General features: G+C 61.0%; 17 protein-coding genes. 12 read left to right on the forward strand and 5 right to left on the reverse strand.

Annotated features, from left to right (window positions below; translation table 11 throughout):
• Nucleotides 1-497: 497 nt before the first annotated feature.
• Nucleotides 498-995 carry a hypothetical protein gene (locus OH720_RS09725; protein ID WP_272605415.1) on the forward strand — a complete coding sequence of 166 codons (498 nt, stop codon included), beginning with the start codon at nucleotides 498-500 and terminating at the stop codon, nucleotides 993-995.
• Nucleotides 973-4,116 carry a sel1 repeat family protein gene (locus tag OH720_RS09730; protein ID WP_272605416.1) on the forward strand — a complete coding sequence of 1,048 codons (3,144 nt, stop codon included), beginning with the start codon at nucleotides 973-975 and terminating at the stop codon, nucleotides 4,114-4,116. Before OH720_RS09725 ends, OH720_RS09730 begins: the two co-directional genes overlap by 23 nt.
• A 365-nt stretch (nucleotides 4,117-4,481) precedes the next feature.
• Here OH720_RS09730 and OH720_RS09735 read toward each other — a convergent pair whose 3' ends face one another.
• On the reverse strand, nucleotides 4,482-4,883 hold the full coding sequence (locus OH720_RS09735; RefSeq protein ID WP_272605417.1) for a GFA family protein: 402 nt from the start codon (nucleotides 4,881-4,883) through the stop codon (nucleotides 4,482-4,484).
• 488 nt (nucleotides 4,884-5,371) lie between these two features.
• Here OH720_RS09735 and OH720_RS09740 point away from each other — a divergent pair, with 488 nt between their 5' ends.
• A complete protein-coding gene (locus OH720_RS09740; RefSeq protein ID WP_272605418.1) occupies nucleotides 5,372-5,728 on the forward strand; it encodes a DUF6124 family protein in 357 nt (118 codons plus the stop codon).
• A 211-nt stretch (nucleotides 5,729-5,939) separates the two neighbouring features.
• Here the strand turns inward: OH720_RS09740 and OH720_RS09745 are convergent, their stop codons facing one another.
• A complete protein-coding gene (locus OH720_RS09745) occupies nucleotides 5,940-7,733 on the reverse strand; it encodes an alpha/beta fold hydrolase (RefSeq protein ID WP_272605419.1) in 1,794 nt (597 codons plus the stop codon).
• 398 nt (nucleotides 7,734-8,131) lie between these two features.
• Between OH720_RS09745 and OH720_RS09750 the strand changes: the two genes are divergently transcribed.
• Nucleotides 8,132-9,706 (forward strand): phospholipase D family protein, encoded by a 1,575-nt coding sequence (locus tag OH720_RS09750; RefSeq protein WP_272605420.1) that lies wholly within the window; start codon nucleotides 8,132-8,134, stop codon nucleotides 9,704-9,706.
• A gap of 43 nt (nucleotides 9,707-9,749) precedes the next feature.
• A complete protein-coding gene (locus OH720_RS09755) occupies nucleotides 9,750-10,148 on the forward strand; it encodes a DUF5329 domain-containing protein (RefSeq protein ID WP_272605421.1) in 399 nt (132 codons plus the stop codon).
• Nucleotides 10,149-10,366: 218 nt separating this feature from the next.
• On the opposite strand, the gene OH720_RS09760 is transcribed toward OH720_RS09755, so the two are convergent.
• The 3 genes from OH720_RS09760 to OH720_RS09770 form a co-directional block, all read right to left on the reverse strand.
• On the reverse strand, nucleotides 10,367-11,260 hold the full coding sequence (locus tag OH720_RS09760) for an SMP-30/gluconolactonase/LRE family protein (protein ID WP_272605422.1): 894 nt from the start codon (nucleotides 11,258-11,260) through the stop codon (nucleotides 10,367-10,369).
• 50 nt (nucleotides 11,261-11,310) lie between these two features.
• Nucleotides 11,311-12,141: an NAD-dependent epimerase/dehydratase family protein gene (locus tag OH720_RS09765; protein WP_272605423.1), complete on the reverse strand. Its 831-nt coding sequence runs from the start codon at nucleotides 12,139-12,141 to the stop codon at nucleotides 11,311-11,313.
• A 75-nt stretch (nucleotides 12,142-12,216) separates the two neighbouring features.
• Nucleotides 12,217-12,942 (reverse strand): oligogalacturonate-specific porin KdgM family protein, encoded by a 726-nt coding sequence (locus OH720_RS09770; RefSeq protein ID WP_272605424.1) that lies wholly within the window; start codon nucleotides 12,940-12,942, stop codon nucleotides 12,217-12,219.
• Between the two features lie 353 nt (nucleotides 12,943-13,295).
• Here OH720_RS09770 and OH720_RS09775 point away from each other — a divergent pair, with 353 nt between their 5' ends.
• The 7 genes from OH720_RS09775 to OH720_RS09805 all read left to right on the forward strand — a co-directional run bounded on the left by OH720_RS09775 (nucleotide 13,296) and on the right by OH720_RS09805 (nucleotide 21,518).
• On the forward strand, nucleotides 13,296-14,450 hold the full coding sequence (locus OH720_RS09775) for a mandelate racemase family protein (protein WP_272605425.1): 1,155 nt from the start codon (nucleotides 13,296-13,298) through the stop codon (nucleotides 14,448-14,450).
• A gap of 69 nt (nucleotides 14,451-14,519) precedes the next feature.
• Nucleotides 14,520-16,130 carry an ABC transporter substrate-binding protein gene (locus OH720_RS09780; RefSeq protein WP_272605426.1) on the forward strand — a complete coding sequence of 537 codons (1,611 nt, stop codon included), beginning with the start codon at nucleotides 14,520-14,522 and terminating at the stop codon, nucleotides 16,128-16,130.
• A gap of 66 nt (nucleotides 16,131-16,196) precedes the next feature.
• Nucleotides 16,197-17,234 (forward strand): ABC transporter permease, encoded by a 1,038-nt coding sequence (locus OH720_RS09785; RefSeq protein ID WP_180205089.1) that lies wholly within the window; start codon nucleotides 16,197-16,199, stop codon nucleotides 17,232-17,234.
• A gap of 54 nt (nucleotides 17,235-17,288) precedes the next feature.
• Nucleotides 17,289-18,899 (forward strand): ABC transporter substrate-binding protein, encoded by a 1,611-nt coding sequence (locus tag OH720_RS09790; RefSeq protein ID WP_272605427.1) that lies wholly within the window; start codon nucleotides 17,289-17,291, stop codon nucleotides 18,897-18,899.
• A gap of 63 nt (nucleotides 18,900-18,962) precedes the next feature.
• Nucleotides 18,963-19,880, forward strand: a complete 918-nt coding sequence (locus OH720_RS09795; RefSeq protein WP_272605428.1) for an ABC transporter permease — start codon at nucleotides 18,963-18,965, stop codon at nucleotides 19,878-19,880.
• 11 nt (nucleotides 19,881-19,891) lie between these two features.
• Entirely contained in the window at nucleotides 19,892-20,731 is an 840-nt protein-coding gene (locus OH720_RS09800) for an ABC transporter ATP-binding protein (RefSeq protein WP_272605429.1), read from the forward strand.
• Nucleotides 20,732-20,741: 10 nt separating this feature from the next.
• Nucleotides 20,742-21,518: an ABC transporter ATP-binding protein gene (locus OH720_RS09805; protein ID WP_008065612.1), complete on the forward strand. Its 777-nt coding sequence runs from the start codon at nucleotides 20,742-20,744 to the stop codon at nucleotides 21,516-21,518.
• The last annotated feature ends 18 nt before the right edge of the window (nucleotides 21,519-21,536 follow it).

The following is a 21,536-nucleotide window of genomic DNA, read 5'->3' on the forward strand; positions in this document are numbered from 1 at the left end:
TTGGCCCAAAACTACAAGCAGCGGGTCCTGGATTCAAGAAATTCAAGGAGGTTACTGAAAGGATTGGCAAAACCCCACCTGCTGGTTAGAAGCGTAGGGCAACTACGTAACTGTCGATCGACAGCTGCCCGTCATGAAGGGCAGCAATCGCAAATAACTGCCCCTCGTAAAGGGCAGCGACCGGCCCGTTGCGACCGGTGGATCAACCGTAGGGAGCGACAGTAATGCAGCCAAAAACGGACACCGCTTGTTTCGGCCTGGGATTCGCAATGATGAGATGGTCAGGACTGTTTCTATCGACGGTCTGATTGTCCCTCAGATTCACCCGCATCATCCTGAGTCGGGCTCGACGAGGCTTATTACCGGACCTTCCGAAAGGGAGGACATTCCGATGGGAGTGTTCCGATCAGCTATTCTTCTTCGCCAAGGGGCAACGTGCCCTCTGGCATTTTCCGCTCCCCCTGCTGCTGACTTGTTCGCATTGTAAGGAGCCAAGCATGGAAAACTTTGTCGATAATACGCTCGTCACGGACGTTGCGCGCGAGGTCGTGTCAGAGATTGCTCCGCAGGAAATGCCGATTTTTATGGCCGCAAGCCGCGCCTATTTCAACGATCCGAAAAAAGCACTACACGAAATTCGTTCCAAGGACGACGCCCTTGGCTTCGGCATGGAAGCACTAGGTGTCGTCGTCACCCCCGTGGTCCTGCACATCATCTCGGAAGTATTCGCATTCCTGATTGGTGTCGCACGAAAGGCCACGGAAGACGGACTTGCCAAGGAAATCCCGCAGCTTTTGAAGGCGATGTTCAAGAAGTATCAAGGATCGCAACCAGATGTTCCAACGGTTCTCACCAGGGAACAAATCGGCCTGATCCACGCCAATGTCCTGTTGGCTGCAGAGAACCTCCGTCTCCCGCCCGATAAGGCTAAATCCCTGGCTAATGCCATTACCACCCAGCTCGTCTTGCCGAATGGCGGGCAATCAAATGTTTGAGCCGGCGACGCCGCCTGCTAACCGCAAGCGTCTTAATCCCTTCCCGTTCCCGTCTGATACGACGCTGCGTTTCATTCTGCTGGTGGTCTTCATCGTCTGCGGTAGCGCCCGGATTTGGGGTGGGCTCAGTGAGGCGACAGATCCTGCTATCGACGAGTGCGTGAGGGCTGTATCGACGGGCGTGTCCGAGTTGCCTGCATTATCGCGAGGTGACCCCGATCAAATCGCGACAACAGTCTGGAACGAATTGATACCATTGCATGCCAGTTGCGCAGCACGGTTGCGGCCGGGGGCGTTCTGGAAGTTGGGCGGCATGGCGCTGGTCGTCTTGCTCGCCGTTATTCTTTATCACTTATACCCAGCCTGGAAAGTCCGAAACGGCCGCCTTGAGCGCTTTAGCTCAACCGAGCTGCCGGAGATGCAGCAGGAACTACGTATCCTCGCTGAATCAGCGCGCCTGTCCGAACCTCCGATCTTTGTCTGGAATCCGCTCGGCGCTGGCCTTCCCGTTGCTTTCGGTCGTCACGGTAAATGCTACGTGGCGCTGAGCGGTGCGTTCATCACCCAATACTTTTATGGGGACAGGGACGCATTTCGCGCGATTATGCAGCACGAGTTGGCGCATGTTCACAACGGCGATGTCCACAAAGCGTACTTTACCTTGTCGTTGTGGCTGGCATTCGTAGTGACCAGTCTGCTACCGGCCCTGGCAATGTCTTTGTGGCGTCTGACAAGCGCTCGTTGGCTCGATTCTGTTCCCCTACTTCTGGATAGCATGCTCTGGACGGCGGTTATTGTTCTGTCGGGCTTGGCTGTGTTGCGCGCGCGTGAATGCTATGCGGATGTGCAAGCCTCGGCCTGGGATCCGGACGCCGGGATCGATCGCGTTCTGGCCACGCTGACTGAACCTGTCGGAAATGGCTGGCGTCGTTATCTCCAGTTCCATCCAGGTCCGGGCAGACGCCGTCAAATTGTCGAAGATCCGTCCAGACTCTTTAAGTTTGGAATAGCTGACGCGTTCGGAATCGGCATTGCGGCGTGGTCCGTAGTCGAAATTGTCAGTGGTTTAGCGTTGCCGTTCGTCCCGGCAGACCCAAGGATGGCGCTTCTCTTTTATTGGTCGCTCCAGATAGTGGCGCCAGCTGCCATCTTTGTTTTCGCCATCGGCGCGATCGGGGTCGGAGTGTGGCGAAGCGCGTTTGCCTCCTTGGTGCAGGGAGACCGCTGGTCCAAAGAAACAGCATGGCTGGGGGGCGCATTCGTCGCAGGCTCTTTTCCGGGCATTATCCTCTTATTGGCGGAGGCGGCGTTGCAGTCTTTCCAGGAGACGGCCATACCATTCTCGGTCGTGTTAACGAGCCTGCAACTGAAAGTTCTCGTCTACGTTATTTTGCTTCTGGGCTGTCTGCTCATATTCTCATGGATTTCGGCGGCTGCTTCGGCCTGGTTCGAAGTGGTATTGCGTTCCCGTTCACCGCAACCGATTCTTCTGATCACAGTAGCAACGGCAACGATCCTGGTGCTTGGAACGCTAACTGTAGCCACATTCTTCGTCTTGTATTTTTTCTTGACTGGACCTTCGCCGCAGGGGCAAACAAACAGGATCTATGACTATGGCATGACTGTGGGAGCCTGGACTTTTGTCGCATCGTTGACTGCCTGGTCTTTTCCATTGGCCGCCCTGTGGTGGCAAAAAAAGGGTTTGAAAACGGAGATCGCACGTTGGGTATTTCTCGACAATGCACTACCGGAACTCCCGGAGCAGTTGCCATTGCGTGCACAGAAAGCCCTGCTGATCGGGATTGTCAACGGACTGATTTGCTGCCTGCTGTGGGAACTCGTGCTTTTTCGCGATTACTTTCCACCCCCAATCAGCAACTGGATCGGCTCGGCATTCGACGCAGTTCTTACATGGACCGAGCGCCTCTTCGGCAATAAAGGCATTTTCATTCCAGGCTCGGCTGTGATCTTCCAGGCCCTTGCTGCTGCGATCGCCGCAGCACGCGTGAGGCGGCTGAGCGCAATTTGCGGCCTGTTTGCCGCATCGGTTGCTGGTCTCATCATCGTCGTTGGGAACCACATCCTTTTCGGTTTCGAGCTTCAAAACCAATGGGGAAGTCAAATATTCGCCTCTTTGCAGCTAATGGGGCTGGGTGCAGTCGTCGCTCTCCCGACCGCACTGTTGGTGGCTTGGACAGCAAATAAGGCTCGACGGTACTTTCTAAATACGGTGGTACCGCGGGCGTCCGGACGCCAAATCGGGCATTCGTTTCATGCGCGAATAAAGCTCGCGGGTATCATTATCTTGTGCGTTCTTGTCGCGGCAGGAGCTACGTTGCAAGCCCTTCAGCCACAAATACAAAGTGGTAAAATAAATTCGTTGCGCGTGGCTGCCGAACGTGGTGATCGCGACGCTCAATTCATGCTTGGGCGTAGCTATTTCCGTGGAGAATCGGTTTCCCAGGATTTCGCTCAGGCATTGCTTTGGTTGCGTAAAGCCGCTGAACTCGGGCATGCCGATGCGCAATACGACCTGGCGCTTATGTTTCATCTGGGGCAAGGGGTTACCCAAGATGACAGCGTGGCGTTTCACTGGATCCGCATGGCGGCTGAGCAGGGCCATGTGGAGGCCGAATACGTACTCGGAACTCTTTACGGTTCCGGCCTTGGCGTGCCTCGGGACGACTCCTTGGCACTACAATGGTTGCGCCGGGCGGCCGAGAAGGGCAATGCCGAAGCGCAGAACCTGGTTGGGTACTTCCTTGCCGTTGGGCGTGGCACCACTCAGGACGATGCCGCTGCCGTGGAATGGCTTCGAAAGGCGGCGGAGCACGGTCACGCGGAGGCTCAGAATAACCTCGGGTTGATGTATCACCAGGGAAGGGGACTGCCGAAGGACGATGTACTGGCCTTGCGGTGGTTTCGCACTGCCGCTGAGAAGGGACATGCCGCAGCACAAATCAATGTCGGACAGATTTACGAGAAAGGCGAGGGCGTGGCGAGAGACGACGAGCAGGCAATTTTCTGGTTGCGCAAGGCTACCGAGAATGGCAATTCCGACGCGATGAATCGTCTGCAAGCTCTGTGCGACAAAGGTCTGCGTAACGCGTGTTCAAAGTGAGGGAAAGCGGCGAGCGCAACGCTGCACCTCAAGACAGATCGCTAATCTGTGTAAAGCGTAAATGGGTCTTTGCATCGCCTGCAATGCGGAGATTGCTTTACTTCGGCTTCCGTGCGGTAGCCAAGCCATGCAAGGTAACAGGTTCTTAACTAACGGTAGATGTCGGTCCGCCCACCCCGCTGGTCGGATTCGGGACGCGCTTGCCGCTGTCGACTTCGGGTTCAGTTTTCGCGCGGCGCTGTCTGTCGTCTGCTGTAGTTGGATGGCCGCTAAGCGGCTCGATCGGCCGCTCAGGACCGGGGGCTGAGTGACCGCTATTGGCCGTTTTCTGCCTGTCACGAAGGGCAGCAAACGACCTATCTCAGTCATTTAGCCTGCGGCCACCGATCCTGAATTTCATACCAGGGCGCCTTGGACGCCACTTCGATATGCCGCTGTTTTCCGGGCGTGAAGGGCGTGTCCAGGGTGCCCAGAGCAATGGAAATCCAGTCGGCGTATTGCCCTTGGCTTTTCGACCAGAACAACGACGAACCGCACTGGCTGCAAAACTGACGCAGCACAGACTCGGAAGAGCGGTAAGCCGCGATCTGCCCTGCACCTTCGATGAGATGCAAATCAGCGCGGGGCACGCTTGCGTAGCTGGCAAACGCGGCCCCATGGCCTTTGCGACATTGGCTGCAATGGCAATGTGAGAGTGCTTTGGGTGGCGATTTGAGTTCGTATCTGACGGTGCGGCAGAGACAGCTGCCTTGGAGCGTGCCGGTCATTGTGTGTAGCCTGATAAGAAGGGCTGGCAATTTAAACGGGGTGCAGGTGCGGTGTCGAATGAGGGCTTGCGGGTTTACGGCCTTTTTACTGCCTGGAAATTGTGTGTAGGACGTGTGCGCTTATCCGTTAAACATCCCCCGAGAGTGCTTGTTTAAAGGCTCCTGCAGTTACCAGATGAAAGCCACAAAACCTTGCGCCGTTGCCTACGGTTACGCCAGAATCCGTCGGCTTGTGCGCCTTGGGGGCTATCGGTACCTTGATTCGCGTCACTGCCCATCATTGATCGGGTTTAGCAGCCTGTGGTCAATCGAAGCGCATCTGCATCCAGTCAGTCAGGTCATTTTATGCCTGCACTTTATGGTAGCTGTGCGCAGGGCGCCCTCGGGCGCGCCGGTTTCGGTTCTCCCCGGTCTGCTAACCTGCGCACGGCTGCCACCCATCGTTTAGCAGCGATTCGGTGACGGCTCCAATTGTTGGAGAATCGAATATGTTCAAGGTCACACCCAATCCCCCGGACAGCGATCCGGCATCCCCCTACGAACCCGATTCAAAAAAGCTCAACGAGGCTGCCGAACGTGCCCTCGACTACCACTTCCCCTCGACGGCCGATATCAAGGCCACCCCACGAACACCCAGTACGTTGTTTGCCGTGAACCCGCAAACCACTACCGAAACGCTGGTGGTATACCTCGTCGAAACCTTGGCCTCGGTGGATGTGATGGTTCATCAGTTGGTTGATCATCTGAACGGTGGCGATCGCCATGCGCTGCTGGGTATTTCCAACAGCATCATGCTGGCGGAGATCACCGCGAACCGGGTGCTGGATCGGATTGATCCGCGTTGAAAGATCGTACCGAGGACCTGTAGGAGCGAGCCTGCTCGCGAAAAACGTCCAGGCAACGGGTTCATCCAGACGGCCCGCGTTATCGTTGACGTCCATCGCGAGCAGGCTCGCTCCCACAGGGGGAGTGCGTTCATTCAGATGACCCGCGTCATCGTTGACGTCCATCGCGAGCAAGCTTCGCTCCTACAGGAAAACGCCGTGGGCTCAGCTCTCAACGCTCCATGACATAGGTGCCAGGGGCGGGGCAGAGGGGTGGGTATTTGCGCGAGCCTTGCTTCTTCGGCGCCGGCAGCTGTTCGCCCGAGCGCTGCCCGATCCATTCGCGCCAATGCGGCCACCAGCTGCCTTGCTGGCGCTCGCCGGCGTTTTGCAGCCAGGTTTGCGGGGTTTCCTCAGAGGCAGGCGCGGCGTAGTAGAACGACTTGGGGTTGCCCGGCGGGTTCACCAGGCTCTGCAGGTGGCCGGCGTTGGACAGCACGTAGGTTGCGTCTTCGCCAAACAGCCGGGCCGTGCCGTAGCAACCCTGCCAGGGGGTGATGTGGTCGGTGGTGCCGCCCACCACATAGGCGCCCACTTTCACCTGGGTCATGTCGATCGACTCGCCGGCAATCTCCAGGGTGCCCGGGTTGCTGTAGGGGTTCTGCTGGACCAGGTCGAGGTAGTCGGCGTGCAGCTGGGCGGGCAGCCGCGTGGTGTCGTCGTTCCAGGCCAGGATGTCGAAGGCCGGCGGCTTGTTGCCCAGCAGGTAGTTGTTGACCCAGTAGTTCCAGATCAGGTCGTTGGGCCGCATCCAGGCGAACATGCGGGCCATGCCCTGGCCGCTCAGCACGCCCTTGCGCCGGGAGCTGGCCTTGGCCGCGCGCAGGGCGGACGGGGTGGTGAACAGCCCCAGGGTGGTGTCGTCCAGCGCCGAGGGCATGTCGAGCACGCACACGGCCCAACTGGTATTGGCCACCTTGTGGCCTTCGCCACGGGCCGCCAGCCAGCCGAGGTAGGCCGCCATGGTGATGCCGCCCGAGCAGGAGCCCCACATGTTCACATCCGGGCTACCGGTGATCTTGCGCGCCACGTCCACGGCCTGGTCGAGGCACAGCGCGTAATCGGACAAGCCCCAGTCGCGGTGCTCTCGGGTGGGGTTGCGCCAGCTGATGACGAACAGGGTCACGCCGCTGTCCTGGATCCACTTGATCAGGCTTTTTTCCGGCGACAGGTCGATGGCGTAGTACTTGTTGATCTGCGGCGGCGACATCACCAGGGGCCGGGCATAGACATTCTCGGTGGTGGGCGAGAACTGCAGCAGCTCGAACATCTCGTTGCGAAACACCACCTGGCCCTTGGCCGTGGCGATGTTTTCCCCCACCGTGAACGGCGTGCTGTCGACCTGTCTCGGCAGCCCACGGTTGTGCAGCATATCCTCGCCGAATTGGCGGATGCCCCTGGCCAGGCTCATGCCACCGGTGTCCACCAGCTTGCGTAGCGCCGCCGGATTGGTCAGCGGCGAGTTGCTCGGTGCCACGGCATCGGCCAGCAGCGTTGCGACGAACCGGGCCCGGCTCTTTTCCAGCGGCGCAAGGTCGGTGGATTCGATGAAGCGGGTCAGCTCACTCTGGCCGGCCAGGTAGCTCTGCAGCAGCGCGTGCAGGAAGGCGTTGGATTGCCAGGCCGGATCGGCGAAGCGCTTGTCCTTCGGGTCCGGCGCGATGCTGGAGTTGCCGCGGACGATGCCGCGCAGCGACTTCAGGTAGCCACCCAGATGAGCGCCAGCCTTGAGCGGCGACTTGCCCACGGCCTTGACCAGGTAACCGGCGGAGCTCGCCAGGTCCGCCGCACGCACGCTGACCAGCGGGTTGGCTGCCAGGGTCTGGTTGGCAGCCGTGCCGATCAGCTCTTGTTGCTGGATGTCGCCTGGAAGATCGTCATCCTTGCGGGTGCGACGTTTGCGGCCGGTTGCCGGGGGACGCTGGGTGGGGGTTACGGACTCGGTCGTTCGGGTGGATCTGCTCATGACGGTTCTCGTGTTTCCGGGTGCTGGGCCCGGTTGTTATTTTGTTCCGACTCTAGGGGGTAGCAGGGGGCGGCCACCTCGCATTGCACGACATCGATTTTTCATTTCATGACAAGGGGCATCGGGCGCCGACGAGTTGAGCGGGTGGCTTGCGGGGAAAGGTGGTGGCTACGAAAATGCGTCGCGGTGTCATTTCCATAAGCTTTGGCAGTTGGTTTTTTTCTTACCGATGGCTGTCGGCAATATCTTTTGTGCCTGGGGCAAATACCCCGGCTTGCAAGCGGATGAACTACGCTGCAAAAACAACCCCGCAGATCGAAGAAACAGTGCGCAAGGAATCCAGCTGACCCTTCTTCGGGATCCGGCATCCCTGATCGCCACCACCCGGAGCACGCTCCGTGAGAATCAAACAGCCCCTGCTTGCTTTGCTGTTGATCGCCTTGCTGTTTGGTGGCTGCACGACACTCAATGTCCCTCACGAACCCAGTCAGGCCTTGCCCGCGAGCGATTCGGCGTTCGGTCGTTCCATCCAGGCCCAGGCCGCCCCGCATCAGGGCCAATCAGGCTTTCGCTTGCTATCGGACAGTGCCGAGGCTTTCACCGCCCGCGCCGAGCTGATTCGCAATGCCCAAAGCAGCCTCGACTTGCAGTATTACATCGTCCATGACGGCATCAGTACGCGGATCCTGGTGAGCGAGTTGCTCGACGCCGCCGACCGCGGAGTCCGCGTGCGGATTCTGCTCGATGACACCACCAGCGATGACCTGGACAAAATTATCGCGACGCTGGCGGCGCACCCGCGGATGCAGATCCGCGTGTTCAACCCGCTGCACCTGGGCCGCAGCACCGTCGTGACGCGAACCATGGGCCGACTGTTCAACTTGTCGCGGCAACACCGGCGCATGCACAACAAACTGTGGCTGGTGGACAACAGCGTGGCCATCGTCGGAGGGCGCAATCTGGGGGACGAGTACTTCGATGCCGAGCCGAACAAGAATTTCACCGACATCGACATGCTCAGTGTCGGCCCGGTTGCAGAGCAGTTGGGGCATAGTTTTGACCAGTACTGGAACAGCGCCCTGAGCAAGCCGATCGAGCAGTTTCTCTCGTTCAGGCCGACCACCAGGGACCTGGAAAATACCCGGACACGGCTGGACGAATCCCTGGAGGAAACGCGTAAACAGAATCATGCCCTCTACCAACAGTTGATGACCTACACCACCCACCCACGCCTGCATGTCTGGCGGCGGGAGCTGATCTGGGCCTGGAACACGGCGATGTGGGATGCACCAAGCAAGGTCTTGTCGAAGGGTGAACCCGCCGCGTACCTGCTGTTGACCACCCAGTTGGCCCCCGAGCTTGACGGGGTTACCAAAGAGCTGATCATGGTGTCGGCCTACATGGTGCCCGGCCAACCGGGGGTGGTGTACTTGACCCATCGTGCCGACGCCGGCGTGTCGATCCGCCTGCTGACCAACTCACTGGAAGCCACCGATGTGCCCGCCGCGCACGGTGGTTACGGCCCTTATCGCAAAACCCTGCTGGAGCATGGCGTGCAGTTGTACGAGTTACGCCGCCAGTCCGGCGACAATGACGACAGCGACAGCGGACCGCGTCTGTTTCACAGCGGATCCTCCAACAGTTCCGACTCCAGCCTGCACAGCAAGGCGATGATTTTCGACCAGCAGAAAGCGTTTATCGGCTCGTTCAATTTCGACTCGCGCTCCTTATTGTGGAACACCGAAGTCGGGGTGCTGGTGGACAATCCGCAACTCGCCGCACGGGTGCGCGAACTGGCCCTGGAGGGGATGGCACCGCCTCTCAGCTACCATGTCCTGCTGGAAAAGAATCAGTTGGTCTGGGTCACCGAGGATGACGGCAAACAGCATACGTTGACCGAGGAGCCGGGGAGTTGGTGGCGACACTTCAATTCGTGGCTCAGCAGCACGATCGGGCTGGAGAAAATGTTGTAGGGCCAGATCTCCATTCATTTCACTTTCAGGGCCAGGATCAATCATGCGGATGTGGACAGGTGGCACCGCGCGGCTTATCAGCCAATTGATGATGGCTGCGTGTATCAGCCTCATCGCAATTGTCACTCATGTGCAGGCTCAAGCCACACCTCAAGCCACTCAAGAGATAAAGGGCTTGCTGGACTTTGTCGAACACAGTCAGTGTCAGTTTGTGCGCAACGGCAGCGGATACCCAGGTCCGCGCGCTCGGGCGCACCTGGAAAAGAAGCTGAATTATCTCGAAGGCAAGCACCTGGTGAACAGCGCAGAAGACTTTATCGATCTTGCTGCCACTAAAAGCAGTGTGAGTGGCCGCGCCTATGAGGTGCGATGTCCGGAAGGTGTAGAACCGGCAAGCACCTGGTTGGAGAGGGAACTGGAGAGGCAACGGCAACTTCATTGAAATTGTCTAGAGCACGCAGGCTGATCGACCCAGGCTCGAGTTGATCAGCAGGCATCATCAGAACGTCCAGTCCCGGGCTTGAACAAGGGGGCAAAAAAAAGACCCGGTCCATTGCTGGCGGGTCTTTGGGTTTTCGGTTTTTTCAGCTCACGAAAACGTTTACGACCCGCCGGTGGCGGTCGTGGTGTTCGTGGTCGATTTGATGCGCAGTGGCTGGTTCAGGCCCGTGCCAGCGGTTCAGGCAGGCCCTTCACCCCGGGATTCAAGGCGAATACACCTCCGGCCAGCGGCTGGTCGGTCAGGTCGATGCCCTGGGGACGGATCGAGGTGACGAACAACGTATCCAGCTGTGGGCCGCCAAAGGCGCACATGGTCGGTTTTTTCACCGGCAGGTGCAGTGCGCGATCCAGTTTGCCTTCGGGGGTGAAGCGCAGCACCTGTCCGGCATCGATCGCACAGATCCAGTAGCAGCCCTCGGCATCCACGGCGGCACCATCCGGGCGGCCCAGGTGCTGGTTCATGTCGACGAACACTCTGCGGTTGTGCGGTGTGCCGCTGTCGATGTCGTAGTCGAAGGCCCAGATCAATTGCACGCCGGGATGCGAATCCGAGAGGTACATAGTCTTGCCGTCCGGGCTGAAAGCCATGCCGTTGGGGACGGTCAGGCCTTCCAGGCGAGCGTGCAAGGGTTGTATCGAACCACCGGCTTGCGGGTCGTAACGGTAGAGTGCGCCAACCGTATCGGCGCCCATGCCGGGGTGCATGGTGCCGGCCCAGAAGCGGCCCTGGCGGTCGCAGCGCCCGTCATTGAAGCGCATGTTGGCGCGGGCATGTTCGACGCTGGCGCATTTTGTCGCGCGCAGGCGCCCATCCGCCTGGGGGGTCAGCTGGAAGATCCCGCTTTCTTGTGCGCCCAGCCAATGGCCTTGAGGGCTGCGGGCGATGCACGCGAGCATTTCCTCGGCTTGCCAGGAGTGGATCTGGCCGTCGAGCTGCCAGCGGTGCAGGCGGCCGGCGGGAATGTCCACCCAGTAGAGTGCGTTTTCCTGTGGCTGCCATACCGGGCTTTCGCCGGTGGCGTTGCGGGCGTCGATGATGAGTTCTGCGGTCATGGGTCGGTTCCGGATTCAGGGGCCGGCGTTGCCGGCTGTGGGGACAGGGTTCAGTCGCCGAAAGGGCCGGCCGCCGTGAACGCGCCCCCGTGCAGCCGGGCGTTGGGATCGTCCGTCGCAGGCTTGGGCTGTTGCTCCATCTGCGCGCGGAAACGCTCGGAGCTGTCCTGCGGGTTGAAGCCCAGGTGCGCCGCGAAACGGTTGTTCCACCACAGGTCGCGGTTCGCCGAAACGCCATAGACCACGGTGTGGCCAACGTTCTCGGCGAGCAGCGCACGTTCCACCAGGTGCGCCAGGTCGGCGTAGCTCAGCCAGGTGGACAGCATGCGCAGGTTGCGTGGCTCGGGGAACGAGGAGCCGATGCGCAAGCTCACGGTCTCGATGCCGTAGCGATGGAAATAGAAGGTCGCAAGGTCTTCGCCATAGGACTTGGACAGCCCGTAGTAGCAGTCCGGGCGGCGCGGGGAATGCGCATCCAGTTGCTGGTCCTGCGGATAGAAGCCGGTGACGTGGTTGGAACTGGCGAAAACCACGCGCTTGATCCCGTGTTTGCGCGCGGCCTCATAGACATGAAACGTACCGCGGATGTTGGCCTCGAGAATCTCCTCGAAAGCACGCTCGGTGGAAATCCCGCCCAGGTGCACGATGGCATCCACTTCGTTGGCGAGCGCCAGGACCCCGGCCTTGTCCGCCAGGTTGCAGTTGATCACCTCTTCATGCTCGCCAGCGGGTGGCGCCATCTCGCTGATATCGCTGGCGCGTACGACATTGGCGTGCGCCTGCAACGCTTCGCGCAAAATCTGCCCAAGCCCGCCGGCGGCGCCGGTCAGCAGCAGGCGGTTGAAGGGCTTGTTCGCAGTGGAGGAGGGAGATGTCGTCATGGCGGGTGCGTCTCTAATGGGATTTTTGTCGTGGACCTTGCCAGGCAACGTTGGCGGCTGCCCGGCGGTGGGGCATTACATGAATGTGTACTTGATCCCCAGGCGCCAGCGGCCCTGGCGGTCGTCGGTGTAGGCGTTGACCTTGATGTCGCCCACTTCCATGAAGGGGGCCCACTGCTTGTTGATCTTGTACTTGATGATCAGGTTCTGCTCGTAGTCGCTCTTCTTGTTGTCGTAGCGGATGTAGTCGGTGTCGAAGTAGATGTACTGGTACTCGTATGCCCACGGGCCTTGGGGGGTGTAGCCGAGCCAGCCTTCGAAGCGGGTAGTGTTCTGGTTGTCCTTGGCGCGGTCGCTGTAGCTGTGGTCGATCTGGTCGCGGTCCAGGCTCTTCGCATCGAGACGCAGGCGCGTGGCGACGTACCAGGTGTCGGAGATCTTGTAGTTGTATTTCAGGCCGAACTTGTACGTGGTGGCGTCCTTGGAACTGTCCACCTGGAATGACGGCGTCAGCGTCGACTTGGGGCTCAACTTGAAGTTGTAGTCCACGGTGAGCTCATGGCCGTTGTTGACCATGTTGTCGTAGGCGACGTCTTCGCGATCGCCGGCCGTCTTGTATTTGATCTCGGCTGCAAAACCCAGGCCGCTGTCCATCCGGTAATTAAGTTTCACCCGGTCGGAGTGGATGCTGTCGTCTTCGGTGTAACCGTGACGGTAATCGATACTGGCCGAGTCTGCGCAGGCATAAAAAGACCAGGCGAGGGTGCTGACAGCAATGAGATTGCGGAGTGATTTGTTCATGCGATCTTCTTTTTTGTTTTTGTCGAGGTCGTTATGAGGCGGGTCGTGGCTGTGAAATCCGGTGCGGCGGGGTAGGAGCTCCCTGGTGAATTTCGGCATAAGTTATCGTACAACCTTCAGGTCGTCTACGATTTCTTCAAATGTTGTCGGACAACTCGGTACGATCGCTCTAAAATGGGCTTTATAGAGGATTGATAGGCAATGCAATGATGTCTAAGTGATGATAAGTACCCTGGAAAAGCGTCTTTTTTAAAGTTTTCAAGAGGGTCTTTTCAAATGTTGTACGATGACGTAGGATCGCCTCCAAAGCGTGACTCACCCGCCACAAATCAAACAAGAAGGCTCAGACGTCCATGATCATCACTGCTGTAAACGTCCAGGTTTTTTCCTACCCCACACGCCGCGCTGTCGACAGCGCCGGCCATGCCCACCCGGGCGACGTTGCCCAGGCCCAGATGGCCTTGCTGCGCATCAGGACCGAATGCGGTAACGAAGGCTTCGCACTGGGTGCGCCCGAGCTCATTCGCCCTTATGTGCTGGACGGTTTCGTGCGCAAAGTGCTGGTGGGCGCCAATGCCTTTGATCGCGAGAAGATCTGGCACGACCTGGCGCACTGGCAGCGCGGCAGCGCCAGCCAGTTGACCGATCGTGCCCTGGCGCTGGTCGAGCAGGCCCTGTGGGACTGGGCCGGACGCAAGCTGAACGTGCCGGTGCACAAGCTGATCGGCGGTTACCGCGACAAGGTGCCTGCGTACGGTTCGACCATGTGCGGTGACGAGCTGGCGGGCGGTTTGTCGACCCCGGAGGAGTACGGCCGTTTCGCCGAGACCCTGGTCAAGCGCGGCTACAAGGCAATCAAGCTGCACACCTGGATGCCGCCGGTGTCGTTCGCACCCAGCGTGAGCATGGATATCAAGGCGTGCGCGGCGGTGCGCGAGGCGGTCGGCCCGGACATCGCGCTGATGATCGATGGTTATCACTGGTACAGCCGCACCGAAGCACTGACCATCGGCCGCGCCCTGGAGAAGCTGGATTTCGCCTGGTTCGAAGAGCCGATGATGGAAGACTCTGCCGAATCCTATGCCTGGTTGTCCGCTCAGCTGGACATCCCGGTGCTGGGCCCGGAAAGCCTGGGCGGCAAGCACCTGAGCCGGGCCAGCTGGGTCAAGAATGATGTCTGTGACATCTTGCGCGCCGGTGTCGCCGGGGTCGGCGGGATTGCACCGTGCCTGAAAGTCGCGCACATGGCCGAGTCGTTCGGCATGAATTGCGAGATCCACGGCAACGGCGCGGCCAACCTGGCGGTGGTCGGCGCGATCAAGAACTGCACCTGGTACGAGCGCGGCCTGTTGCACCCGTTCCTCAACTACGACGAGGTGCCGGCATACCTCAAGCGCCTGGTCGACCCAATGGATGAAGACGGCTTCGTGCACCTGTCGGACCTGCCAGGCCTGGGCGAGGAGATCGACTTCGACTACGTCGAGACCAACACGCTGCACCACTACTGATTCGTGCATGGCGGCACGCGTCATGGCGTGCCGCCCGAGAGTCCAATAACTATAAAAAGGCTATCTCACATGAGCGTTCTCCCCAAACTCTGGGCGGGGGTCTTTGCCGCATCGCTGGCGCTGACCTCGGTCTCTGCTGCATTCGCCAAGACCCCGGCCGACCAGTTGATCGTCGGCATGAGCATGATCAACCTGCTGTCCCTCGACCCGGCGGCTGCCACCGGGCTGGATGTCTCGGAGATCAACGCCAACCTGTACGACATGCTGCTGGTGCAGGATGTGCGGCAACCGGACCGGCTGGTACCGGCCCTGGCCGAAAGCTGGCAGGTCAGCGCTGATCGCAAGACCCTGACCTTCAACTTGCGCAAGGGCGTGACGTTCCAGTCTGGCAATCCACTCGGCGCCGAAGACGTCGCCTGGTCCTTGCAACGCGTTCTCAAGCTCAACCTGGCCCTGGCCTCGACCTGGAAGGCCTACGGGTTTACCGCCGGCAACGTCGACCAGTACCTGCGCGCCACCGACGAGCACACCTTCGTCGTCGAGCTGCCGCGCCCGACCGATCCGATGCTGATCCTCAATACCCTGGCGACCTCGCCCAGCGCATTCATCCTCGACCGCAAAGTGGTGCAGCAGCATCAGAAGGGCAATGACATGGGCGGCGCCTGGCTGGTTACCCACGCTGCCGGCAGCGGTCCGTTCATCCTCAACGACTGGCGCGCCAACGACGTGATCCTGATGACCCGCTTCGACGGGTACTGGGGTGGCCCGGCCAGGCTCAAGCGCATCGTCATGCGCAACATGACCGAATCGCAGTCGCTGCGCCTGATGGTCGAGCGCGGTGACCTGGACCTGGCCAAGGGCATGTCCGCGCCGGATATCGAAGCACTGGAGAAGTCCGACAAGGTGCGTACCCAGACCGTGCAGCGCGGCACCCTTTATTACGTGGCCCTGAACGTCAAGCAAAAGCCCTTTGACGACGCCCGCGTGCGCCGGGCGGTGCGTTCGCTGATCGACTATCAGGGCATCAACCAGACCGTGATGCCGCACTACGGCCAGCTCAACCAGCGGCCACTGCCGCTGGGGCTGCCGGCGCGCCTGGACGATCCGGGCTACACCCTGAACGTGGCCGAGGCGAAACAGCTGCTGAGCGACGCCGGCTACCCCGAAGGCTTCAAGACCACTATCCGCGTGCTTACCGAACCGCCGTTCATCAACATTGCCTCCAGCCTGCAAGCGACCCTGGCCCAGGCCGGCATCCAGGCCACCATCGTGACCGGCACCGGCAACCAGATCTACGGCGCCATGCGCGAGCGCAGTTTCGACATGCTGGTCGGGCGTGGGGGTGGCGGTGCCGAGCGGCATCCGCATTCGAGCCTGCGCACCCTGGTGTACAACCCGGACAACCGCGACGAAGCCAAGCTGAGCAACTTCCAGGGCTGGCGCACGTCGTTCTACAGCCCCGAGTTGAACAGGCTGATCGAACAGGCCGAAGTCGAGCCGGACAAGGCGCGGCAACTGGCGCAGTACCAGCAGATCCAGACCACCCTGGATGCGCAGGTGGGGGCGATCCTGCCCGTCTCGCAAATGACCGACACCGTGGTGCTGTACCACGATGTCCGGGATTACCAGGGCCATACCGCGGCCACCACCCCTTACAAGGACGTCTACAAGTCGCGTTGAGCGGGTGAGGGGCGTGCGCGTCCCTCACGCTTCGGTGCTTGGTGAACGCTTTTTCAGGAGCCTGATATGTTTCTTTCGACTGCCTCTGTGCTGGGCGCCCGCGTGTCCGGCACGGCCCGCCGGGCCAGCACCGTCCTGGTGACCCTGCTGGGTCTGCTGGCGCTGACCTTTTTCATTGGTCGGGTGATGCCGCTGGACCCGGTACTGGCCGTGGTCGGTCCGGACGCCGACAGCACCACTTACGACCAGGTGTACCGGGCCATGGGCCTGGACAAACCGATCTGGACCCAGTTCGGCCTGTACCTCGATGACCTGCTGCACGGTGATTTCGGCAACGCGCTACTGACCGGCCACCCGGTGCTCGAAGACATCCGGCGGGTGTTCCCGGCGACCATCGAACTGGCGACCCTGGCGATCCTGTTCGGCATCCTCATCGGCTTGCCGCTGGGTGTGGTCGCTGCCAGCAACCAGGGCCGCCTGGGCGATCATGTGGCACGGGTGATCACCCTGTTCGGTTACTCCACGCCGATTTTCTGGGTCGGCATGATGGGCCTGCTGGTGTTCTACGCCTGGCTGGGCTGGGCGGGTGGGGCAGGGCGCATCGACCTGGCCTACGACGGCATGGTGCCGGACGTCACCGGCCTGCTGTTGATCGACACGGCGCTGGCGCGTGACTGGGAAGCCTTTGCCAGCGCGCTGCGGCACATCGTCCTGCCCGCGTTGATCCTCGGCCTGAACTCCGTCGCCTACATCAGCCGCATGACCCGCAGCTTCATGCTCGAACAGCTGTCCCAGGAATACATCATCACCGCACGGGTCAAGGGCCTGTCGCGGCGCCAGGTGGTCTGGGGTCATGCGTTTCGCAACATCCTCGTGCAGTTGCTCACGGTGGTCGCCCTGGCCTACGGCTCGCTGCTCGAAGGTGCGGTGCTGATCGAGACGGTGTTCGCCTGGCCCGGCTTTGGCCAGTACCTGACCAGCAGCCTGATGCTCGGTGACATGAATGCGGTGATGGGGTGCGTGCTGGTGATCGGCCTGATCTTCGTCGCCCTCAACCTGGTCAGCGACGCCCTGTACAAAGTGTTCGACCCAAGGACCCGCTGAGCCGCCCAGGCCTGCGTGAGCACAGTAAACAACTATAAAAAGAAGGATGCCCACATGAACACTGTATTGCCGACCCTGCGCATGAGCCTGCTGGGCGCGATCATGGCGCTGAGCCCGATCGCCGCAGTGCAGGCCAAGACCCCCGCCGACCAGTTGATCGTCGGCATGAGCATGGTCAACCTGTTCTCCATCGACCCGGCCAACGCGCCGGGCCTGGATGCCTCCGGGGTCAATGCCAACCTCTACGACACGCTGGTCAAGCGCGACCACGGCAACCCGGAAAAACACCTGCCGCAGCTGGCTGAACGCTGGGAGGTCAGCGAAGACGGCAAGCAGATCACCTTCCACCTGCGCAACGACGTGAAGTTCCACTCTGGCAACGCCCTCACCGCCGAAGACGTGGCGTGGTCGCTGTACCGGGTGATGAAACTCAACTTCGGCCTGGCCACCACCTGGAAGGCCTACGGCTACAGCGTCGACAACATCCAGGGGCTGATCCGCGCCACCGATGCGCAGACCCTGGTAGTCGACCTGCCACAGCCGACCGACCCATTGCTGGTGATCGACTCGCTGGCGATTTCGCCCAGCGCCGTGGTGGTCGACCGACAGGAAGCCTTGAAGCACGAGAAGAACGGCGACCTGGGCGCTGCCTGGCTGGTCACCCATGAAGCCGGCAGCGGCCCGTTCACCCTGAGCAAATGGAGCGCCAACGATTCGCTGGTGATGAGCCGTTTCGATGCTTACTGGGCTGGGCCGGCCAAGATGAAGCGGGTGCTGGTGCGCCACATGACCGAGTCGCAATCGCTGCGCCTGATGCTCGAACGCGGTGACCTGGACCTGGTCTACGGCATGGCCGCGCCCGACATCAAGGCCATCGAGCACTCCGACAAGCTTCAGGTGCAGTCGCTGCAACGCGGCACCATGTATTACGTGGCGATGAGCATGAAGCAGCCCGAATTCGCCAACCAGAAAGTCCGCGAAGCGGTGCGTAACCTGATCGACTACCAGGGCCTGGACGAACAGGTGATGCCGCATTACGGCAAGCTCAACCAGCAGCCGATGCAGCTGGGCCTGGAGGCGCGCCTGCCGGACCCTGGCTACAAAATGGACGTGGCCAAGGCCAAGGCGCTGCTGGCCGAGGCCGGCTACCCCCAAGGTTTCAGCACCACCATTCGCACCCTGTCCGAGCCGCCCTTCATCGACATTGCCGCGCGCATGCAATCGACCCTGGCCGAAGGCGGGATCAAGGCCAGCATCGTCACCGGCACCGGCAACCAGGTGTATGGCGCCATGCGCGCGCGTAACTTCGAGATGATCGTGGCGCGCGGTGCCGAGCGCTACCCGCACCCGTACTTCAGCCTGCGCACTTTCATCTACAACCCGGACAACGGCGACGCCGCCGGCTTGCCCAACTTCCAGGGCTGGCGGGCGTCGTTCTTCAATCGCCAGCTCAATGAGCTGATCGACCAGGTCGGTGTCGAGCGCGACGCAGGCAAGCGCCTGAGTTTGTACCACCAGGCGCAGAAGCTGTACGACGAGCAGGTCGGCCCGATCATGATGATTTCGCAGATGACCGACACTGCCGTGAGCGCGGTGGACGTCAAGGGCTTCGTCGACGATGACGCCGAGGCGACCCGTTACCTGGGTGTCTACAAGCAACGCTGAACACCGCCTGGGAGCGTCTGCGGGCGCCCCGGGTGGCCATGATTTCACATCGAGAGCATGCCGATGATTGCCAACCTGTCTTCTACCGATTCAACCGCCGGGCGGCCGGCCGACAAGACGCCAGCCTCCAGCCTCGACGCGCTGTACAAAAGCAGCCTGCGGGTGCTGCGTCACCTGTTGCGCAACCCGATGACCCTGGCCGGGGTGCTGGTGGCCTTGTTGCTCATGGTGGTTGCCGCCTTCGCGCCCTGGATCGCCACCCACGACCCGGTGGTGCAGAACCTCGCCAATGCCCTGCAGGCCCCCGGCTCTGCGCACTGGTTCGGCACCGACGAATACGGCCGCGACATCTTCAGCCGGTTGGTCTACGGTTCACGCATCACCCTGTACATCATTGCCCTGGTGACGATTATCGTCGGCCCGATCGGGCTGTTCATCGGCACCGTCTCCGGCTATTTCGGCGGCATCGTCGACACGGTGTTCATGCGCATCACCGACATCTTCATCTCGTTCCCGAGCCTGGTGCTGGCCCTGGCGTTCATCGCAGCCCTTGGCCCTGGCCTGGAGCATGCCGTGGTCGCCATCGCGCTGACTTCATGGCCACCGATCGCACGCCTGGCCCGGGCCGAGACTTTGTCGCTGCGCAAGGCCGACTTCGTCGTCGCGGTGGAGCTGCAGGGGGCGTCCTCGAGCCGCATCATCCTGCGCCACATCGTGCCCATGTGCCTGTCGTCGGTGATCATCCGCCTGACCATGAACATGGCCGGCATCATCCTCACCGCCGCGGCCCTGGGCTTCCTCGGCCTGGGCGCGCAGGCGCCGCTGCCGGAGTGGGGCGCGATGATCTCCACCGGCCGGCGCTACATGCTCGAGTGCTGGTGGCTGGTCGCGGTACCGGGTGCGGCAATCATGCTGGTGAGCCTGGCGTTCAACCTGTTGGGCGATGGCCTGCGGGACATTCTCGATCCGCGTAGCGAGTAACTGGAGGCTTTATGTCGACGCTCAAACTCAATGTCGATTCGCTCAATGTGCGCTTCGTCAACGGCAAGAAAGAAATGCACGCGGTGCGCGATGTGTCGTTCACCCTGGGCCGCGAAAAGCTCGCCATCGTCGGTGAGTCCGGCTCGGGCAAGTCCACCGTCGGGCGCAGCTTGCTCAAGCTGCACCCGGCGAGCACGCAGATCAGCGTCAAGGCCATGCAGTTCGGCGAAGTCGACCTGCTCGGCGCCAGCGAAAAGGCCATGCAGAAGATCCGTGGCCAGCGCATCTCGATGATCATGCAAGACCCCAAGTACTCGCTCAACCCGGTGGTCAAGGTTGGCGACCAGATCGCCGAGGCTTACCTGGCGCACCACAAGGCCAGTCGCAGTGAAGCCCGCGATCGGGTGCTGCTGATGCTGGAAAAGGTCCACATCCGCGACCCGCAGCGGGTCTACAACCTGTATCCCCATGAAGTCAGCGGCGGCATGGGCCAGCGCATCATGATCGCCATGATGGTGATCACCAACCCGGAAGTGATCATCGCCGACGAGCCGACTTCGGCGCTCGACGTGTCGGTGCGCCAGCAAGTGCTGAACGTGCTCGAAGAGCTGGTGGTCGAGCAGCAGATGGGGCTGATCTTCGTCAGCCACGACCTCAACCTGGTGCGCAACTACTGTGACCGCGTGCTGGTGATGTACGCAGGAAGAGTGGTCGAGTCGCTTGCCGCCTGCGACCTGCAGTACGCCGAACATCCCTATACCCGTGGCCTGCTGGCAGCCTTGCCGAGCATGGACAACCGCCGTCCGCGCTTGCCGGTGTTGCAACGCGACCCACTCTGGCTCACCTGCTGAGGTAATTGACATGTCCATGATCCAGGCACAATCGCTGAACCTGAGCTTCGGCATCGGCCCTGCGCTCAACCAGGTGCTGCACGACGTCAACCTGAGTGTCGAGGACGGCGAGTCGTTCGGCCTGGTGGGCGAGTCGGGTTCCGGCAAGACCACCGTGCTGCGCTGCCTGGCCGGCCAGTACCGGCACTGGAGCGGAGCGCTGAGCATTGCCGGCGTACCGCTGCAGCACAAGATCCCCAAGGAGCACTTTCGCAAGGTGCAGATGGTCTTCCAGGACCCGTACGGCTCGCTGCATCCGCGCCATACCATCGACACCGCGTTGCGCGAGCCGCTGACCATCCACGGGATGGACGAGCGTGACGATCGCATCAACGACATCCTGCTCAAGGTCGGCCTCAACGACAGCTTCCGCTACCGCTATCCGCACCAGTTGTCCGGCGGCCAGCGTCAGCGCGTGGCGATTGCCCGGGCGCTGATTCTGCAGCCGCGGGTGTTGCTGCTGGATGAGCCGACCTCGGCCCTCGACGTTTCGGTGCAGGCGGAAATTCTCAACCTGCTGGCGGATCTGCGTCAGCGCGAGAAGCTCACCTACCTGATGGTGACCCACGACCTCGGCGTGGTCAGCCACCTGTGCGACAAGGTCGCGGTGATGCAGCAGGGACGGATTGTCGAGCGCCTGGACAGCCAGGCGTTGAGTCAGGACCTGGCCCGTCACGAATACACCCGCATGCTGGTGCAGGCCAGCCGCGATTTCAGTGCCGAGTCGCCGCGGGTCGCGACGGTCTGAACCCTGCGTTTTCACTCA

Origin of the sequence: Pseudomonas sp. WJP1, assembly GCF_028471945.1 — a bacterium.
Lineage (GTDB): Bacteria > Pseudomonadota > Gammaproteobacteria > Pseudomonadales > Pseudomonadaceae > Aquipseudomonas.

Bases quoted from the DNA above. Each gene is read 5' to 3' on its own strand.
- OH720_RS09725 (WP_272605415.1), top strand. From the start codon at position 498: ATGGAAAACTTTGTCGATAATACGCTCGTCACGGACGTTGCGCGCGAG.
- OH720_RS09745 (WP_272605419.1), bottom strand. From the start codon at position 7,733: ATGAGCAGATCCACCCGAACGACCGAGTCCGTAACCCCCACCCAGCGT.
- OH720_RS09765 (WP_272605423.1), bottom strand. From the start codon at position 12,141: ATGACGACATCTCCCTCCTCCACTGCGAACAAGCCCTTCAACCGCCTG.
- OH720_RS09800 (WP_272605429.1), top strand. From the start codon at position 19,892: ATGTCGACGCTCAAACTCAATGTCGATTCGCTCAATGTGCGCTTCGTC.
- OH720_RS09805 (WP_008065612.1), top strand. From the start codon at position 20,742: ATGTCCATGATCCAGGCACAATCGCTGAACCTGAGCTTCGGCATCGGC.
- OH720_RS09795 (WP_272605428.1), top strand. From the start codon at position 18,963: ATGATTGCCAACCTGTCTTCTACCGATTCAACCGCCGGGCGGCCGGCC.
- OH720_RS09735 (WP_272605417.1), bottom strand. From the start codon at position 4,883: ATGACCGGCACGCTCCAAGGCAGCTGTCTCTGCCGCACCGTCAGATAC.
- OH720_RS09770 (WP_272605424.1), bottom strand. From the start codon at position 12,942: ATGAACAAATCACTCCGCAATCTCATTGCTGTCAGCACCCTCGCCTGG.
- OH720_RS09755 (WP_272605421.1), top strand. From the start codon at position 9,750: ATGCGGATGTGGACAGGTGGCACCGCGCGGCTTATCAGCCAATTGATG.
- OH720_RS09760 (WP_272605422.1), bottom strand. From the start codon at position 11,260: ATGACCGCAGAACTCATCATCGACGCCCGCAACGCCACCGGCGAAAGC.
- OH720_RS09775 (WP_272605425.1), top strand. From the start codon at position 13,296: ATGATCATCACTGCTGTAAACGTCCAGGTTTTTTCCTACCCCACACGC.
- OH720_RS09785 (WP_180205089.1), top strand. From the start codon at position 16,197: ATGTTTCTTTCGACTGCCTCTGTGCTGGGCGCCCGCGTGTCCGGCACG.
- OH720_RS09730 (WP_272605416.1), top strand. From the start codon at position 973: ATGGCGGGCAATCAAATGTTTGAGCCGGCGACGCCGCCTGCTAACCGC.
- OH720_RS09780 (WP_272605426.1), top strand. From the start codon at position 14,520: ATGAGCGTTCTCCCCAAACTCTGGGCGGGGGTCTTTGCCGCATCGCTG.
- OH720_RS09740 (WP_272605418.1), top strand. From the start codon at position 5,372: ATGTTCAAGGTCACACCCAATCCCCCGGACAGCGATCCGGCATCCCCC.
- OH720_RS09790 (WP_272605427.1), top strand. From the start codon at position 17,289: ATGAACACTGTATTGCCGACCCTGCGCATGAGCCTGCTGGGCGCGATC.